This is a genomic window from Arthrobacter sp. 9V (genome assembly GCF_902506065.1).
In the GTDB taxonomy this organism is placed as follows: Bacteria; Actinomycetota; Actinomycetes; order Actinomycetales; family Micrococcaceae; genus Arthrobacter.
Genome location: NZ_LR732912.1, coordinates 2,628,552 through 2,645,483, shown reverse-complemented (window position 1 = coordinate 2,645,483; position 16,932 = coordinate 2,628,552). Strand labels below are relative to the sequence as shown.

At 61.4% G+C, this 16,932-nt stretch carries 13 protein-coding genes; 10 read left to right on the top strand and 3 right to left on the bottom strand.

All coding sequences use genetic code 11. From position 1 onward, the window contains the following. Positions 1-89: 89 nt before the first annotated feature. The gene (locus BACI9J_RS12225) at positions 90-689 is read left to right on the top strand and encodes a MarR family winged helix-turn-helix transcriptional regulator (RefSeq protein ID WP_159734625.1); all 600 of its coding nucleotides are present in this window, start codon (positions 90-92) and stop codon (positions 687-689) included. A gap of 636 nt (positions 690-1,325) precedes the next feature. On the opposite strand, the gene BACI9J_RS12220 is transcribed toward BACI9J_RS12225, so the two are convergent. Further along, positions 1,326-2,450, bottom strand: a complete 1,125-nt coding sequence (locus tag BACI9J_RS12220; protein WP_159734624.1) for a serine hydrolase domain-containing protein — start codon at positions 2,448-2,450, stop codon at positions 1,326-1,328. Positions 2,451-2,582: 132 nt separating this feature from the next. Here BACI9J_RS12220 and BACI9J_RS12215 point away from each other — a divergent pair, with 132 nt between their 5' ends. The 9 genes from BACI9J_RS12215 to BACI9J_RS12170 all read left to right on the top strand — a co-directional run bounded on the left by BACI9J_RS12215 (position 2,583) and on the right by BACI9J_RS12170 (position 13,601). Beyond that, the gene (locus BACI9J_RS12215; protein WP_159734623.1) at positions 2,583-3,602 is read left to right on the top strand and encodes a LacI family DNA-binding transcriptional regulator; all 1,020 of its coding nucleotides are present in this window, start codon (positions 2,583-2,585) and stop codon (positions 3,600-3,602) included. 114 nt (positions 3,603-3,716) lie between these two features. Continuing rightward, entirely contained in the window at positions 3,717-5,447 is a 1,731-nt protein-coding gene (locus BACI9J_RS12210) for an ABC transporter substrate-binding protein (protein ID WP_159734622.1), read from the top strand. Between the two features lie 15 nt (positions 5,448-5,462). Further along, entirely contained in the window at positions 5,463-6,401 is a 939-nt protein-coding gene (locus BACI9J_RS12205; protein WP_159734621.1) for an ABC transporter permease, read from the top strand. Positions 6,402-6,529: 128 nt separating this feature from the next. Next, entirely contained in the window at positions 6,530-8,335 is a 1,806-nt protein-coding gene (locus BACI9J_RS12200; protein WP_159734620.1) for a dipeptide/oligopeptide/nickel ABC transporter permease/ATP-binding protein, read from the top strand. Next, on the top strand, positions 8,332-9,162 hold the full coding sequence (locus BACI9J_RS12195; RefSeq protein WP_159734619.1) for an ATP-binding cassette domain-containing protein: 831 nt from the start codon (positions 8,332-8,334) through the stop codon (positions 9,160-9,162). Before BACI9J_RS12200 ends, BACI9J_RS12195 begins: the two co-directional genes overlap by 4 nt. A 45-nt stretch (positions 9,163-9,207) precedes the next feature. Beyond that, positions 9,208-10,176, top strand: a complete 969-nt coding sequence (locus BACI9J_RS12190; RefSeq protein ID WP_159734618.1) for an alpha/beta hydrolase — start codon at positions 9,208-9,210, stop codon at positions 10,174-10,176. Positions 10,177-10,204: 28 nt separating this feature from the next. Then, positions 10,205-11,161, top strand: coding sequence for a glycosyl hydrolase family 32 (locus BACI9J_RS12185; protein ID WP_159734617.1), 957 nt, complete (start codon positions 10,205-10,207; stop codon positions 11,159-11,161). A gap of 5 nt (positions 11,162-11,166) precedes the next feature. Then, a complete protein-coding gene (locus BACI9J_RS12180; RefSeq protein ID WP_159734616.1) occupies positions 11,167-11,991 on the top strand; it encodes an alpha/beta fold hydrolase in 825 nt (274 codons plus the stop codon). A 1,340-nt stretch (positions 11,992-13,331) separates the two neighbouring features. Beyond that, positions 13,332-13,601, top strand: a complete 270-nt coding sequence (locus BACI9J_RS12170; RefSeq protein ID WP_159734614.1) for a hypothetical protein — start codon at positions 13,332-13,334, stop codon at positions 13,599-13,601. Between the two features lie 209 nt (positions 13,602-13,810). Here BACI9J_RS12170 and BACI9J_RS12165 read toward each other — a convergent pair whose 3' ends face one another. Together BACI9J_RS12165 and BACI9J_RS12160 are read right to left on the bottom strand one after the other, a co-directional pair. Continuing rightward, positions 13,811-14,992 carry a sugar ABC transporter substrate-binding protein gene (locus tag BACI9J_RS12165; protein ID WP_159734613.1) on the bottom strand — a complete coding sequence of 394 codons (1,182 nt, stop codon included), beginning with the start codon at positions 14,990-14,992 and terminating at the stop codon, positions 13,811-13,813. Positions 14,993-15,891: 899 nt separating this feature from the next. Continuing rightward, complete coding sequence (locus tag BACI9J_RS12160) at positions 15,892-16,818, bottom strand: LysR family transcriptional regulator (RefSeq protein ID WP_236558675.1); 927 nt, start codon at positions 16,816-16,818, stop codon at positions 15,892-15,894. Positions 16,819-16,932 lie beyond the last annotated feature (114 nt).

Genomic DNA, 16,932 nt, shown 5'->3' with positions numbered 1-16,932 from the left:
AATCATTTTTGCGACTTATGTCACTGTAAACCATGATTGTCCTGAAGACAATCATTTTCTTTGGCGCGCCCTGTGTGCATAATGAGTTCATGGCCAGGAGACCGCAAGAGAGCGTTGACTTACGGGACGTTGAAATTAGTTCGGCGCCCCTTCTTCACGGCAGGGGTGTCGATTTCTCGGTTGCCCTGCAGGCGCTCGTCACGGCTATGAACTCCACCGCAGTGCGTGAAGGAATCATGGTCCAAAGCGGGTTCCCCCTGCCGGAGGATATGCCCGCGTTCTTGCTGCTGAACCAGCTGATCTACCGCACGACCGCACGTCCCACCGACATGGCGGATGCCATTGGTACGGGCAGGTCGAACGTCAGCAAGATAGTCCGTCGGCTCGAGATAGCAGGACTTGTCGGGCGCATGCCGGACCCCGAAGACGGTAGGCAAAGCGTAGTGGGGCTTACCCCCGCAGGACGGGAAGTCGCCAAGCGCATTGTCGCGGTCTCGAGCCAAGCCTACGAAGCAATCTTCCAGGACTGGAACGACGGAGACTTCGAACTGCTCGAAACTCTCGTCGTGCGACTCGTTGCAAGCATCGATGACCGCCTCGACCACGCCATCGAACGCACTTCCGGGGTCCAGATTCCCAGGCCTGCACGCCCTTCGACGGAGCACCACGCGATGGCACCCCACGGCTGAACGCGGCAACACCATACAGCAACCGGCTCGGGACGGAGGGCCGCACGCAACGACGCATCAGAACCGGACCCCTGCCCACGTTCATCATCGTTTGTTGGTGACTGCGTGCCCCTACACACGCAGCGCGGAGACTACAGCGTCGTCTTTTCCCGACCGTGCATCGTGGCCGTGGGGGCACAGTTGAGGACAACGGAACGGTGCGTCTGCTGATGCGATTGGGGCTTTGGCGCCGGCGTCGTTGAGGACTGCTCTGGCTTCGTCGGCGGTAAGCGTGACGTCAAGAGGGTCACGACCTCGCCGACTATCAAGATCGCGTGGTAATAGACGATCCATGCCCAGCCATTCTGGCGAGAATGTCGACGACCGTCGGCCGTGATCCCACGGGAGCTCAGGCCCCCCACAACGCTGTTAGCCGCCTCATCGAATTCCACGAACGTCAGTCGCTTCTACTGGGGCACTTCAGTGCGAGCCGGGGAAGCATCTGGCCGGGCCCGTCAAGGAGTGGGAATGCACTCGTAACGGGTGTTGATGGATGCCAGACCGCAACCATTTTGTTGTGGTTCGTGGCCTAATGACGCCTCTTGCCTCCAAAGGACCCTGGGTGCTTGGGCGCCGCTCCGGGCGGGGGGAATCTGGCTAAAGACACTCACGAAGAGCCCGCGAGAGCAGCTCCGCCCTTAAGTCGGTCTGCAGTCCTGCCTGGACCGTTTGGTAGGCGAACCCGAGTCGGTGTTTCGGGCTGGCGAAGGCCAGCTGGCCGCCGGCTCCATCGTGCCCGAAGCTGCCAGGTCCGGCCATGCCGCGACGTCGCGAGTGGAGCATGAATCCGGTGCCCCAGATATTGCCCTCGTCGGCCCCGTAGAACGGTTGTCCCTGCGACAGCGGCCGGGTTGCCCGGTCAATGGAATCATCCTCCAGCAGGCGGGTCCCGTCGACATCAGCGACCGTGGCACCATACAGGCGAGCCAGATCCCGGGCGGTGGACACGAGGTTCGCCCCGGGGCTTTCACTCCCCAAAAATACATCCCCGTTAGCACCATTGAAGAAGTCGGCCTCGTAAGCACCGGACATGGTCATCGCCTTCTCAGCCACGACCAGTTCGTCCGGAGGATAGGGAACAGCTCCTTCCACCACCGGAGGGATGATCGGCGCGAAATCGGGACTGTTACCGTCGGCACCAAAAGTCATCGTCAGGCCCAAGGGCGCTGTGACGTATTTTTCGAGCCATTCGGAGGGCTTCAGGCCTGTGGTGCGTCGCAGTACTTCCCCGGCCAAAAATCCCATGGTGATGGGGTGGTAGGCGAAGGTTTCATCGGGTTGCCACTCGGGTGCCTGGGCGGCCAGAACCTCGGCCGTTGGCGTCCAGTCTTGGATGTCCGCAGGAGACAGCGGGATGGCGGGATAGACGAGCCCGGCCCTGTGGGCGAGAAGCTGCCGGACAGTAATCCGGTCTTTGCCGTGGGCTGCAAATTCCGGCCAGTACTGGGCCACGGGAAGATCGAGGTCAAGGTAGTGTCGCTCGGATGCCATGATGAGGCAGATAGCTGTGATGCCCTTGCTCACGGAAAAGACGACGCTGCGCGTTGCGGTTGTCCATACCGTGTCCGGTCGGGAGCGTCCTGCGAACAGGTCCACCACTTTTGCCCCGTCAACGACAACTGCGCAGGCCGCGCCGATGTCGCCATGACTTTGAAAGTTCTCTCTGAAGGCGTCCGCAACAGGGCCGAACCCCGGGGCAACGTCCCCGCTGACGTCGAGCATGAATTACCTTTCATGGAAAGGGTGGAGAAAGCTTGGAAGCTAAATGGATTTAGCGAATACTAGTCTCATGTTCTTCTTGAAATCTGTCAAGACCTGCCATCGTAGGTACGCATGACCGGCGAGAATGGAGCAATGAGTCCCCGAATTACGCTGGCCGACGTCGCCGAACGGGCGGGCGTGTCCCGGACGGCCGCTTCGCTGATCCTCAACGGGCGGGAGAACACCAGGTTGAGCGTCGACGCCCGACGGCGGGTCTTTGAAGCGGCCGAGGCCTTGAACTACAGGCCGAACCTGATGGCGCGTGGTCTGCGCATGGATAAATCCGCGACCATCGGTTTTGTTTCTGATCGCATTGCATCCACGCGCTACGCAGGGCCGATGATCCGCGGAGCCCTGAGGGCTGCTCGAGAACGGGATCACACGCTCTTCGTAACGGAGACCGAAGGCGACCTGCGGGAACAGGAACTAGCCATCGAGGCTCTGCTGGACCGCCAAGTCGACGCGCTGATCCTTGCTACGGTGACCGGAACGATCATGATGCCCGAACGTCAACTGCCTGTTCCACTCGTCGTCCTCAACGGCAGCGCGGGCCCGGGGGAGTACCGCTCGATCCTGCCCGATGAGGAAAACGGCGGACGGCAGGCTGCCAGACACCTCATCGACCTTGGCCATCGTCGCGTACACATCCTAGGCACCTCCGAACCGGAGTACTGGACTGTCCCAGTGCAGCGACGCATCGAAAGTCTCCTCTCGGAGTTTTCGAGGGCCAGGGTGGAGGTCGTTCAGGTGGCCCTCGACCGACCTGTATGGGACTTCGAGACGGGCCTGGATACCGCGAGCCGGGCGGTCGAGGAGCACGGACCGGTCACCGCCGTGGTCGCGCTCAACGACACCCTCGCGGCGGGGGCCTACGAAGGCTTCCGCCAGGAGGGCCTCATGATTCCCGACGATGTTTCCATCGTCTCCTTCGATGACGACGACATCGTCTCGGTTCTGAGGCCGCAGCTGACGACCGTGGCCCTCCCCTTCGAGGCCATGGGTCGCCGGGCCGTGGAGATCGCCCTCGACGTGCAGGCAGCAGCGGCCGGCGAGCACCTCGAGCAAATGCACCTTCGGCACCGGGACTCAACCCGGCGAGCCATCACCCCCTAATTCAGGGAAATTACCTCAGGGGCTTGACAGTGACCTAAAGCACGTGTCATCTTTTTGCTAAATCCATTTAGCCCGGCAGTGGTGCCGGGTATGGGATTCCAACGGAGGATGAAAATGGACGAAGTGCAAGTGAACGGTGCCGACGAAACCGTATCCACACGATCCAGCTCACGGGCCACGTCGCCAGTGGACAAGACCACAAATCAGCGGTTAAGCGCCCGAATCAGGTCCTTCTTTGCAGGAGGATCCCCGGGACGCGTAGAAGGAACCCTGAAGCCGACACCTGCACGCCGGGGCACAGTGCTTACAGCTGGTGTGATGGTGCTTGGTATCGCGGTAACGGGCTGCTCCACCAGCGGAGGTGGCACGACTACGACGACAGGAAAGCCGTACGACGCCGATACCGTCACCTTCGCCACGTCGGTGGTCCCGCCGTCGCTGAACCCCGCAATTGGTGATCCGGCCTACTCGCCTTTGTACCAGTGGGCCTATGACCCCCTGGTCATCATGAAAGGCGACGGCACGTTCACTGCCGGGCTGGCTGAGAAGTGGGGCTACGTCGGCGAGGGCAACAAGTCCTACGAGCTCACGCTTCGTCAGGACCTTACGTTCAGCGATGGCACAGCTCTGGATGCCGCGGCACTGAAGAAGAACCTCGACTATCTGCGCGCCCAGACCCTCGGAACCCCGTCGACCTTGTTGGCGTCGGTGCAGACCGTCGAGGTCATGGACCCTTTGACGGTCCGCCTGACCCTGTCCCGCCCTGATCCGGGGCTGACCTTCTACTTCGCTCAGGCCTTCGGCGCGGGCTACCTGATTAGCCCGGCGTCCCTGGATAATCCTGCCTCGCTTGACACGGCCACAGCCGGGGCTGGCCCGTACATGCTCGACGCCGCCCAGACAGTCGCCGGGGATCACTACACGTTCGTGAAGAACCCCAAATACTGGAGCCCGGAGCGTCAGCACTTCAACACCGTGACAGTGCGCGTGATCGCAAACCCGTCGTCCACGGTGCAGGCAATGCAGGCCGGTCAGGTCCAGGCCGCTCTCGGTGACGCTACGACCCTTCCGGCAGCCCGCGCTGCAGGGCTGCAGGTCGTCGCACCGCCCCAGGCCCTGTCAGGAATCAATCTCGCCGACCGGGAGGGGAAAGTCTCCAAGCCGCTGAGTGATGTCAGGGTCCGGCAGGCCCTGAATATGGCCGTGGACCGCAAGGCGATCGCGAAGGCGCTCTACGGTTCCGAGGACCTTGCGCTCTCGCAGTACGCTCTGGATGGCCAAGCGGCCTACGACAAGGACTTCAACGAGAAGTACAAATACGATCCCGAAGCCGCGAAGGCTCTGCTCGCGGAAGCCGGTTACAAGGACGGGTTCACGTTGCCGGTTCTTACGACCTCGCTCGCGGGACTCGACAAACTAACCCAGGCAGTCGGCGGGCAGCTTGAGCAGGTCGGCGTCAAACTTGAGCTCACCACTCAAGCATCCGCTCCGGACTACTTCACGGCGATGGTTTCAGGGAAATACCCGGCAGCGGTCATCGGATACGGGCTGGCAGATATGAACACGCTTTACTCAGGTTTCGTTAACCCTGCCGGGCCCTTCAATTGGTTCAAGACGGTCGATCCCAAGCTCGATGAACTTTATAACCAGTACCGCGCCGCTGATGAAAAGTCAGGTGCCGCGCTGCAGCAGCAGATCAATGAACGGCTTATGGACCAAGCATGGACCATCCCGGTCGTCGGCGCTCCGCTGAGCTACTACCTCGCCTCTGGTCTGACCGGTTTCGATGCAACATCCGCGAACGCCGGAGTCCCGCTGGTCACCGACCTGCGCCCCACCGAATAAGAAAGTCACTGACCCGTGTTTAGGTTGATCCTGCGCCGATTGGCGCTGTCGATTCCATTGGCGCTCATCGCGTCCATGATCTCGTTTGTCCTCATCCCGTTTCTTCCCGGCGACGCGGCCAGGGCCCTGCTTGGACCCAACGCCACCGCGGCCCAGCTTGCTGCAGCGCGGGAAGAACTGGGGCTAAACCTCCCACTGTGGCAGCAGTACTGGAACTGGCTGACAGGCGCGCTTCACGGAGACCTGGGAACGTCGTTGATCAGTCGGCAGCCGGTGACGGAACTTCTTAATGCACGGCTTGAGCCCTCCCTGTCCCTGATCGTCGGGGCCACACTCGTGGCCTCGGTGATCGGGATAGCGATGGGCATCCGCGCAGCACGCCGCGGAGCCCTCGGACGTATCGTTGACTCCTCCTCGATTCTCGCCCTGGCCATCCCGGACTTCTGGCTGGGCCTGGTGTTGGTCGTCATCTTCGCCGTGCAACTCAGGCTCCTGCCACCGACCGGGTACGTCTCACTCACCGATGATCCCGGACTCTGGGCCCAATCGCTCATCCTTCCGATCATCACGTTGTCCCTCCCTGCACTGTCACGCATCGCTAAACAGACCCGGGACTCAATGGCAACGGCCCTGGACGGAACCTATGTGCGCACCCTGCGCGCGGCCGCAGTCAAGGAAAGCTCCATCATCTACAGGCACGCCCTGCGCAACGCAGCAGTGCCGATCCTGACGGTCATCGGACTTGTCTTCGTGGGAGCCCTCGGCGGCACCGTGGCCATCGAAACCATCTTTGCCATCCCCGGGCTGGGCAGCACCGCGGTGCAGGCCACCGCCTCCCGCGATCTGCCCCTGATCCAAGGGGTGGTCGTCTACTTCACGCTCATCACGATTGTCGTCAACCTGATTGTCGACCTCGCGTACGGCTACTTCAACCCACGTGTGAGAGTTCAATGACAGCGACAACACCCACCCAATCAAGCCATTCCCCATCCGGCGGAGCACCCAAGCGCCCATCCTGGCTGGGTCGAGCCTGGAAAGGCCAACCCCTTGGGGTGATCGCCAGCTTATTCATTCTGCTGGTCGTGATACTCGGTGTACTCGCGCCAGTGATCGCCCCCTTCCCGGCAGGGAAGCAGGACCTGCTGGTAACCCTCACCGGTCCCAGCAGCACCCACTGGCTAGGCGCGGACACGCTGGGCCGTGACATCCTGAGCAGGCTCCTCTACGCGACTGTTCCGTCCCTCGGGTACGCCCTGGTCGCGCTGGCGGTCTTCCTTCTCCTGGGAGTTCCGCTTGGCATCATCGCCGGTTACCGGGGCGGACGTATCGACAGCATCATCAGCCGCGTCGCTGAGATTGCCATGTCCATCCCGGCCGTCATCATCTTGCTGGTCGTCCTGGCAGTCTTTTCGTCCAACCCCGTAGCGGCAATGACCACCCTGGGTGTCCTGGGTTCACCGGGCTTAATCCGCGTCGTGCGGGGCGTGACCTTGGTGGTCAGGGAAGAAGCGTTCGTCACCGCCGCCACCGTCGCCGGCGTGAAACCGGTGAACATCATGGCCACGCACCTCGTGCGCCGCGCCTTGGGCTCCATCCTCGTCCAGGCTTCGGTGTTCATCGGCGCCGCCTTGGTGGTCCAGGCCGCGTTGGCCTTTCTGGGACTGCTTTCCGATGGAGACCGGCCTACCTGGGGTGGGATGATCGGTGAAGCATCCACGGTCATCTCGCTCACCTCGTGGCCGCTGGTGCCACCTGGTCTGATCATCATCCTCACCGTCATGGCGTTCGGGCTCCTCGGTGACGCTATCCGGGACGCCACGTCCGATGAGTCATCAACGACCGTTCGCCGCCGTCGCCGAACCGCTACCGTTGTCCCGGCCACCGAGAAGCTGGACCTCCACACCGAAGGTCATCTTCTAAAGGTCCACAACCTGCAGGTGTCACTCGACAATGAGGTGAGGCTCGTCGACGATGCGACCTTCACCGTGGGCCAAGGGGAAATCGTCGCCGTCGTCGGCGAATCGGGCTGCGGCAAATCGGTGACAGCCCTTGCTACCCTCGGGTTGCTGCCGCCCGGACTGCACGTCGGCGGGGGCAGCGTCATCTTCGACGGCGTCGATCTTCTGGCAGGAGGCCCGCAGGCCTACGCCGCGGTCCGAGGACGAGGCATTGGTTACGTCGCCCAGGATGCGCTCGGAAGCCTCGATCCCACGCACACGATCGAGAGCCACCTGCGCGAGGTGATCCTCCGGCACGAGAAGCTGTCGTCGCCGAAGCTCAAGGAACGCACCCAAGAGCTGCTGCAGCAGGTGCAGATCACCGACCCAGGACGGGTACTCAAGCTCTACCCGCATGAGATCTCCGGTGGAATGGCGCAACGGGTCAACATCGCCCTCGCGCTGGCCGGCCGCCCCCGATTGATCATCGCTGATGAACCCACCACCGCTCTTGATGTCACTGTGCAGGCGGAAATTCTCCACCTTCTTCGTGATTTGCAGCGGTCTACCCAAATGAGCGTGCTCATCATCACCCACAACTGGGGCGTCGTCGCTGACATCGCTGATCGGGCAGTGGTCATGTACGCCGGCGAGGTCGTGGAAATGGGCGACGTGTACACCGTGTTCAAGGCGCCCCGTTTTCCTTACACCGCGGCCCTGCTGGCCGCGGACCCCAGCGTGTCTCCGCTCGGGGAACGACTGGAAACAATTCCGGGACGCGTACCCGCTCCCGGAAACTGGCCCACCGGATGCCGCTTCGCCGGCCGCTGCCCCTTCGCCATCGATGCGTGCGTGGATGGGCCTCTGCCACTGCGTATCGTCCCGTCAGGCTCTGTCACCCGTTGCATCCGTGCCGAAGAACTTGCCAGCGAAGGCGTGTTGGACCGATGAACCAGACCACGCCTCCGGTGCTCGTCGCCGAGAACATCACTGTCCAGTACCGTCGTGGACGCCTGAACTTCACAGCACTCGACAACGTCAGTGTACGCATTCCCCGCGGCACCACTGTCGGACTGGTCGGGGAATCCGGCTCAGGAAAATCAACGCTCGCCAAAGCCATCCTCGGACTCGTGCCCATCACCACCGGCCGCGTGGAACTGCTCGGCCGGGACATCACCCACCTGGCCGGTGAAGACCGACGGAGGCTTGGTAGATCCATGCAGGCGGTCTTCCAGGACCCGAACACCTCTCTGAACCCATCTTTCACCATCCGCCGTAGCCTGATTGAGCCCTTGAAGGCGCAGAACATGCTGGGCGAGGTAGACGTAAACGCCCGTGTGGCCGAAGTCCTAACCGCTGTCGGCATGGAACCTGACGCCGGCTCCCGGCGTCCCCGCCAGTTCTCCGGTGGCCAGCGGCAGCGCATCTCCATCGCACGGGCGCTGATCACCAACCCTGAAATCGTCGTCTGCGACGAAGCCGTGAGTGCGCTGGATCTTTCCGTGCAAGCCCAGGTGCTCAACCTACTCTCCGACCTACAGCGTGAGCGTGGCCTGAGCTACCTGTTCATCAGCCACGACATGTCGGTGGTCAAACACATCTGCCACGAAGTCACCGTGCTCTACCGGGGCGCCATCAAAGAATCAGGGCCAACCCAACTGGTCACCACCGCGCCGGCGGACCCTTACACGAAGGCTCTCCTGATGGCCGCACCAATCGCTGACCCGCACCGCCAGCGGCAGCGTCAACGCCCAACCTCATCCACTGCGGCTTCTTAGCCAACACCTCCGCAAAAAACCTACCGAATCACGAAGGACTCTCTCATGCCCGTCATTCCCGCTCTTAAAGCCCTGCTCGGCAGTATTCCGAAACAAGCATCACTCAAGGAAATGAGCCTTGAGGGCCAGCGGCAGGCCGGCAACGACGGCGCCACGGCCCTGGCTGCCGCCGTTGCCGAAGAACCCCGCGAGGTAGGCACCATCACCGAGGCCTTGGTAGAGGTCGACGGCGGCCACATTACTGTGCGCATTTACCAACCGAAACACTCTGGGCCGCACCCTATCCACCTCTACTACCATGGCGGTGGTTGGATGTTCGGCACAATTGATGATCCCTTTGTAGATATCGTGTGCCGTGAACGGACCGCTCTGGCCGGCTTTGTGAGCGTCGCCGTCGAATACCGCCTGGCGCCCGAACACAAGTTCCCTGGCCCGTTGAACGACTCCTACGCCGCGCTGGAATGGATAGTCGAGCACGCCGCAGAGTTCGATGCCGATCCCACCCGTGTCACCGTCGGCGGCGGATCGGCGGGCGCGAACCTCGCCGCCGCTATTACGCTGAAGGCCCGAAACGAAAACGGCCCTGCGATCACCTTCCAGCTCTTGGAGGTCCCCGCTTTGGATCTGACCGCGAGCAGCCCCTCGGTCGAGAAGTACGGGACGGGGGAGTACCCGCTGTCCCGGGCCGAGCTGCAAGTCTGTCTCGATGGCTATCTTCCCGCCCCCGAGGACGCGACGAATGAGTACGCCTCCCCGCTGCTGGCACAGGACTTGTCCGGACTGCCGCCTGCCCACATCATGACCTCCGAGTTCGACCCGCTGCAAGATGACGGAGCGCGCTACGCCGAGAAGCTCAACGCAGCAGGCAGCAAAGCGACCCTCACGATGGGTGCCGGCCATGTCCACGGGTCCTCGCAGTTCACCAAGCTGCTACCGGAAGCCGCCGCCTGGCGGGATGAGGCCATTGCTCAGCTGATCGAGCACGCAGACCGCCACGCGGTCACCGGCGCGTAATACTGCAAAGCCCAAGTTAGGACACATTTTGGCACTCACACCCGTTGATCGATGGATCTGGGACTTCTGGCACATCCAGCACGAGAACACCCACCACCTTTACTACCTACAGGCGCCCAAATCCCTCGATGACCCTGAACTGAGGCACCGGAATGCCACCGTCGGACATGCAACGTCCACGGATCTGAGCAACTGGACAGAACACGGTGCTGTCCTAAATCCCGGGCCCCCCGGGTCGGTTGACGCGACGGCGACCTGGACCGGCTCCATTGTCCGCGGTGACGACGGCACCTGGTTCATGTTCTATACCGGTTCCACGTTCCTCTCCGCGGACACAACCTCCAACATCGAAGTCATCACGATGGCGGTGTCAACGGACCTCCACACGTGGACCAAGGTCCCTTCCTTCGCGTTGCGCGCCGACCAGCGCTGGTACGAAACGCTCGGAGACTCTGATTGGCCCGAGGAGGCCTGGCGTGACCCGTGGGTGTACCGGGACGACGCAGGGCTATGGCACATGCTCATCACCGCGCGGGCCAACACCGGCCTCTCCATCGACCGCGGCGTTGTAGGCCACGCAACATCACCCGACCTCCTCACGTGGACCGTGCTGCCACCTCTCACCGAACCCCGCCACGGATTCGCACACCTCGAGGTCTTTCAGAAGTTGACCATCGATGGGCAGCCGATGATCCTTTTCTCCGCCCATGACCAGGTCATCTCCGGCGAACGGCGTTCGACGGGGGCAACCACCGGTACTTGGGCCGCACCATGGAACGATGAAATCGAGCTCGACCATGCAACCAACCTCAGCGGAGCAAGCCTCTACAGCGGACGCATAATCGACCACGATGGCAACCCCGTCCTCTTGGCTTTCGAACTCACCAACGGAACCCAGCCCTTCGTCGGCGGAATCTGTGACCCGATCCGCGTCAACGTCGATCACGGCCGGTTGACGCTACCCAACGAAGCAAGGATCCCGTAGAAAAAATGCCCACAACCACATCAGGCGTTTACTGGGACAGCCAGGGCCCATGTGACGGACCTCCCGTCCTTCTCCTCGAGGGATACACCGGCCAACTCATCGGCTGGCGTGAGGAGTTCTGCACCATGCTCACCGACAAGGGCCTGCGAGTATTGCGTATGGACAACCGCGATATCGGACTCTCCCGCCACGAGCCCGAAGGCACCACATACACAATCGCGGACATGGCTAACGACGTCAGGGAAGTTATCGACAGCGCCGACATCGATCAGGTGACTATCGTTGGACAATCAATGGGCGGCTTGATCGCCCAACATGTCGCTCTCAACCACCCGGAAGTGGTGGCGGGACTGGTGCTCTTCTACACCACCCCCACCCGCATGGACATCAACGAGAACGTCTTCGAGGGGGACATCCTCATTCCGAGGACCCGTGACGAAGCGATCGAGTTCTTTCTGGAGGGCAACCGGAATACGATGTCACCGTCCTATGGCTACGACGAATCCGCTCAACGCCAGCTTGCCGGTCAAATGTACGACCGGGCTCCAGACCAGTCCGGCATACCCCGCCAACGTGAAGCTATCAGGCAGATGCCTGACCTCACCGAACGGCTACCTGAAATCACAGTGCCCGCAGCACTGATTCACGGCAAGGATGACCTGCTGATATCACACCAAGGGACAATGCGCCTGTGGCACCAGCTGCCTCACGCCGAACTGCACCTGTATCCGGGCCTGGGGCATGAAATCGCCCGAGCTCTTTGGTCCGATTTCGCCGAGATCATCACCCGAACCACGCGCCTCTCCCTGAACGCAACCACCCCACACTAGGGCCGGCGGGACAAGCGCCGCCACACCAGCCGTTACCCAGCAAGGATTCAGCATGACTATGCAGTTTCAATCTAGGAGACGGGAGTCTATTTAGCACTAACCCACTCCCGCACAGCTGTCCAACATCGTTGGCGCCTGTTCCTCGGGCCTCCTCGCGGGATAGTTGTACTCCACGCAAGCTGCGCGCTAACAAGCTTCATGTCGAACCGCCAGGCGACGGCGCCGCCAGAGCGTGTCTGCGGCTGCAACCGACACAGGGCCGTGTTCCGAGAGCCCTGTCAGCCGTACCCTCACAGACCATGTCGACCCTCAGAACACATGGACGATTCCCAACCCGACGGCGTCTCGGAGAAATTCATGAAAATTTTTCTCGGCATGATTCACGGTGTTCCCATCCCACCCGGACCCCGTTGGTGACGCCTGGAATGGCCCTTAGCATGGCAGCAGCCTTGGTGTCAGCACAGGTTTCTGTCGCCGAAGATTTTACCGGCGACACCGGGCACAGCCTCGGTGCCGGGTGCGACCATCATCGACGAGCGATGGCTCACTCAACGGACAATGGAGCTAACCGTCGCCTCACCGTCCTTCGCCGCGCCGGTCAAGATCGAGGTGGTGTTGCCTAGTGGGTACGCAGCCACAACGGAGGGCCAAGAATGGCCCGTCACCTACTAAACGCATGGCACCAACGGTAGCCAGGCAATGTTCCGTACCGCGTACAGGGGCGAAGACCTGACAGCCTCCTACCCATCGATCGTTATTTCGCCCGCCGACCATTTCGGGTACTGGAGCGACTGGAGTACAACGGCGCCGACAGGCCGCCAATGTATGAGACCTTCGTCATCACGCAGCTGGTACCCCTCATTGACGCGAACTTCCGTACGAAGGATGACCGCGCGCACCGGGCCATTCCTGGCGACTAGATGGGCAGGTACGGAGCCGTTATGCTCGCCGGCCGCCACCCGGACCTCTTTGTTGCCGGAACCAGCCTGTCGGGGGCCGTCGACACCATTTGGGCTCCAGGTTCCGTCGTTTCATCCGCCAGCCCGGCAATAGATTCGGCACTTCCCGACGCCATATATGGGCCACGCGTCACTGACGAGGTGATCTGGCCCGGACACAACCCACAGACCTCGCTGGGAATCTGGGCAGTCTTGACCTGCAGGTTATACGGGCAACCGTGTCCCTGGAGTCCGAGAACTGGGAAATCCATTAACGCCCTACGGTTGCCCCGTCGAGAGTGGGGTTGTCTTCCCGGAAACACAAACCTTAACAAAACCCTCATCAAACTGGGTGTCCAGCACAAGTACAGCGCCTACAGCTGGGGCTGTCACACCCCTGAGATGTTCCAACAACAGATTACTGACACTCTGCCCCGCTTCGCGGATGTCTTCTCCCGGAACGTGCCTCCACCCGCAAACTTTGACTACAGGTCCATCGAACCGACGTTCAACACGTTCGGCTGGTCTGCGACAGCCGACCCCAACCGAGCCACGGAATTCCTCGACCTGCGCGATGCCTGCAGTGCCGGGTTCACCGTCACCGGCAGTGGTTTGACCCGGATCGCAACGCCACCAATGTTCACCGGCAATAGGCCGGTGAGATTGTCGTGATCAACGGTGCGGCTACGACACTCAGAGCCGACGACGGCCTCAGCATCCCTGCCGATCTCGGTCAGCCCGCACAGGACCAGCAGTTCTCCATCGGTGCTCGCACCTCCCGCCGGACCAGCGTGATCAGCATTCCTCGTCGGTACCGCGCTGGACAACCCGCGGGCTGGGGAAGGCCCTGTTAATGGACAAGGCTCTCCCCAGCCCGGTTCTCAGGAGACGCCCCAATTGTTCTTGTAGGCGGTCCGGAAGTCGATATTCGTTGTCCAGTCCTTGCCCTCCGGTGCCAAACCATGGTCAGCGTCAACCACGGCGAGTCCCGGACCACCGATCGGCGAGTTTTCTGCACCGGCGAAGTACCGGTTTATCATATCGACAGCAGCCCACGCCGCGTAGTTCTCGTCATACACGAATCCAGCGTCCAAGCCCTTATCGTCTCGGATCAGGTCCATTGTCGGTGCGAAGTTAGTGCCAGCCACCACGAGCAGCGAGTCGTTGCGTGCTGCCTTCATCACCGCGGCTGAGCCGCCGGCCGTAGCCAAGTCATCATAGGAGAGGGCTAGGCCGTTAGCGTCGGGGTTGCGCAGCAGCGCGGTGGCAATTTTTTCCTGCAGCGGGGGACCGAAGTCGGCGGTCTGCACCTCTACGGTGGTGACCTCACACTTCGGGCACAGCTCCTTCATTTTCGCATTGAAGCCGACAGAAACAGCCTTGGTCACAACCAGTTCGGGCACACTGACCTCAATGATATTGGCCTCGTCACCACGCTTCGCGAGCAGCCAGATCGCCTGAGCTTCACCCAAGCCCTGGCCCCAATCGGAGAAGTCGCCCTCCGCGAACGGCAGTGTTCGTTCGAAGTAGGACTCTGACTTGGGGTCCACATCACTGCAGTCTGCCGACTCATGGGAGAACACAGGGATGCTGGCCTTCTTAGCCTCGTCCAGCGCGGTCTGCACCAACGGGCAGTCGATCGAGTAGAGCCAGATTGCATCGACATCCTGCACGATTGCCTGACGGATACCTTCTTGGTATTCCGACGGGTTGTATTGACCGTCGTATATTGAGAGACCCCAGCCAAGGACCTTCGTTGCCTCTTGGGCTGCTTCAGCTACCTTGGTGCCGGTCGGCGTCTGCACGCCAGCGATCACGAGCGCGACGTCATAGCCCTTCTGGCCCTTTGGACCGTCGCTAGCAGGCTCCTGGTATGTACCGCTGCCGTAGAGAGCCTCGAGCTGCTCCCCGGCGCGCTGGGCGGCGACGCCGCCCCCGGTGGTCTTGTCTGCGGAGTTGGCATCCGATGACACGCCTGTGCCGCAACTGGCAAGAGCAGTCACCACAGCCAACGCGGCAACAGCGCCGGCCAAGGGCTTCCGGCGAGAGAGTTTCGAATGCATGTTCATTTCTCCTTTGATAACGCACGCCATTTTGAAGGGTTCAAGGCCAGGGGCCGTGACCCGCCAGCACATGGCGTGCGACCTATAGACACATGGTGCAATCTCGGAAACAGTGAGTCCAATACATAGTTGACATAACACCGATCGCTGATACAGATTGATTGGGGGCACCAAAGGACACCGGCGTGTGGCTCTGCTTTGTTAAGGAGGTTCTATTCGGGTCATTGATCCACACCTGGGGGTGGGGCGGTACAAGATCGGGGGCATTGACGCTACTGGATCGATTGGGGTGTTTGGCTGGGGGGCAGCTAAGCTCTATGAGCGTTCATTGAGACGCCGCTGGCGACGACATAGTGCGAAAGACGGGTGCGAAAGCCGATCCCCATTGCGGGCGATGACTGTTGTACCAGTCCACCATTCAACTGACGAAAGCCCTCACCTCACCCGGGAAAACGAACCGCTTAGGGCTGCCGGTAGGTCAGGACCGTGCACCGGGTTAAGCGTGGAGACCGAACCAAGTAGATCCTGCTTATCGAGCAGCTTTGCATCGACCGGCAGAAGGTGCCAAAAACCTCGGCCCGTAACGCGACTCTAGGCTTGTTCGACGGCACGTGATGTGGGTCGCCGAGGGCACGGTTGCGGTTGATCGTAGTGCGGGACGGCCCTAGTGGGGCCATTGCCTGCCGCCTCGGAACGGTAACGTACAGCCCAGAACCCGCTAGGCGAGAGTCATTTTTTGGACTTCGGCTAGTCCGGAGGTCCCTTATGGCGCTCTCGAAGAACGCCTGGAGCTTCGCGTCCTATTCCGATAGCGGATTCAACATGGGGACGGCCGATCATGCCGCTGATCTCCACGCTGACGATGAGAGGAACAGCGCCCTTGGAACACGTGATGGGCCCTAGAGATCGACGTTCTCATTGACGAGAGCAAGGAATGCCTGAGATGCAGGACTCGGATTGAAATTGCTCCAGGTCAGATACTCGACACGAGACGGTCCGTCGCTGATCGGAAGGCTTATCAGCGCGGAGTTCCGTGAGTTCTGTGGCGCGAACTTTGACGGTAGAAGTGCGATGGCCAAGTTCTGCCGGATCAGATCTATTGTGAGTCCAATTGCCGTCGACTCAAAAGCTACTTCACGCTGGATGCCCGCTGCGGCAAACGCCTGATCGCTCTCAGCGCGAGCCGGAGTGCCTGCAGGAAAGTCCGCAAACGTTTCCTGGGCGAGATCGCTCAGAGTGATCTCGCGAAAGTGCGTCAAAGCGTGATCACGACTTACCACGGCCACAAGGCGGTCAGACCCTAATTGGCGCCATGCAACACCGTGCGGGTCGCGATTTTCGGGAAGACCGAGGAGCGCAATGTCCATATCCCCGCGGATGATCGACGCCTCGAGTTCCTCGCTGCCTGCCATCTGCAGCGCGATTGGTACCTGAGGGTGCGCACGATGAAACGTCTTTAAGGCCGCAGGTATATCGATGGCGGTCACGGTCGGAATTACTCCCACCCTCAGACGCCCCCTAATGTGACCCGCAGCCGCCGCAGCGTCGACCACGGCGCGCTCCGCTGCCAGGAGGCACGCACGCGCGGCGGAAATGAACGCTGTGCCCGCCGCCGTTAGCTCCACCCGCCTACTCATGCGGCTGAACAGGGCGACGCCAAGCTCTTTTTCCATCGCTTTAATCCGATGACTTAAAGCGGACTGTGCCACAAAGCACTTGGCGGCCGCCCTCGTGAAGTTGGCCTCCTCAGCGACAGCCACGACATAACGCATCCCTTGCAAATCCATCCATTGATCGTGGCATGAGATAGGTGCAATGACAAACATGTGTTGGACTCATCGTCGCTGGGCTTCCAGAATGGGATGACCACAACGCGCCCACTCCCTCCGCCGACACAGCCGCGGGACACCGTTGGTGATCGACCGGAACAAGGATGATCA

Bases quoted from the DNA above. Each gene is read 5' to 3' on its own strand.
- BACI9J_RS12165 (WP_159734613.1), bottom strand. From the start codon at position 14,992: ATGCATTCGAAACTCTCTCGCCGGAAGCCCTTGGCCGGCGCTGTTGCC.
- BACI9J_RS12210 (WP_159734622.1), top strand. From the start codon at position 3,717: ATGGACGAAGTGCAAGTGAACGGTGCCGACGAAACCGTATCCACACGA.
- BACI9J_RS12180 (WP_159734616.1), top strand. From the start codon at position 11,167: ATGCCCACAACCACATCAGGCGTTTACTGGGACAGCCAGGGCCCATGT.
- BACI9J_RS12215 (WP_159734623.1), top strand. From the start codon at position 2,583: ATGAGTCCCCGAATTACGCTGGCCGACGTCGCCGAACGGGCGGGCGTG.
- BACI9J_RS12195 (WP_159734619.1), top strand. From the start codon at position 8,332: ATGAACCAGACCACGCCTCCGGTGCTCGTCGCCGAGAACATCACTGTC.
- BACI9J_RS12190 (WP_159734618.1), top strand. From the start codon at position 9,208: ATGCCCGTCATTCCCGCTCTTAAAGCCCTGCTCGGCAGTATTCCGAAA.
- BACI9J_RS12220 (WP_159734624.1), bottom strand. From the start codon at position 2,450: ATGCTCGACGTCAGCGGGGACGTTGCCCCGGGGTTCGGCCCTGTTGCG.
- BACI9J_RS12160 (WP_236558675.1), bottom strand. From the start codon at position 16,818: ATGTTTGTCATTGCACCTATCTCATGCCACGATCAATGGATGGATTTG.
- BACI9J_RS12225 (WP_159734625.1), top strand. From the start codon at position 90: ATGGCCAGGAGACCGCAAGAGAGCGTTGACTTACGGGACGTTGAAATT.
- BACI9J_RS12170 (WP_159734614.1), top strand. From the start codon at position 13,332: ATGTTCCAACAACAGATTACTGACACTCTGCCCCGCTTCGCGGATGTC.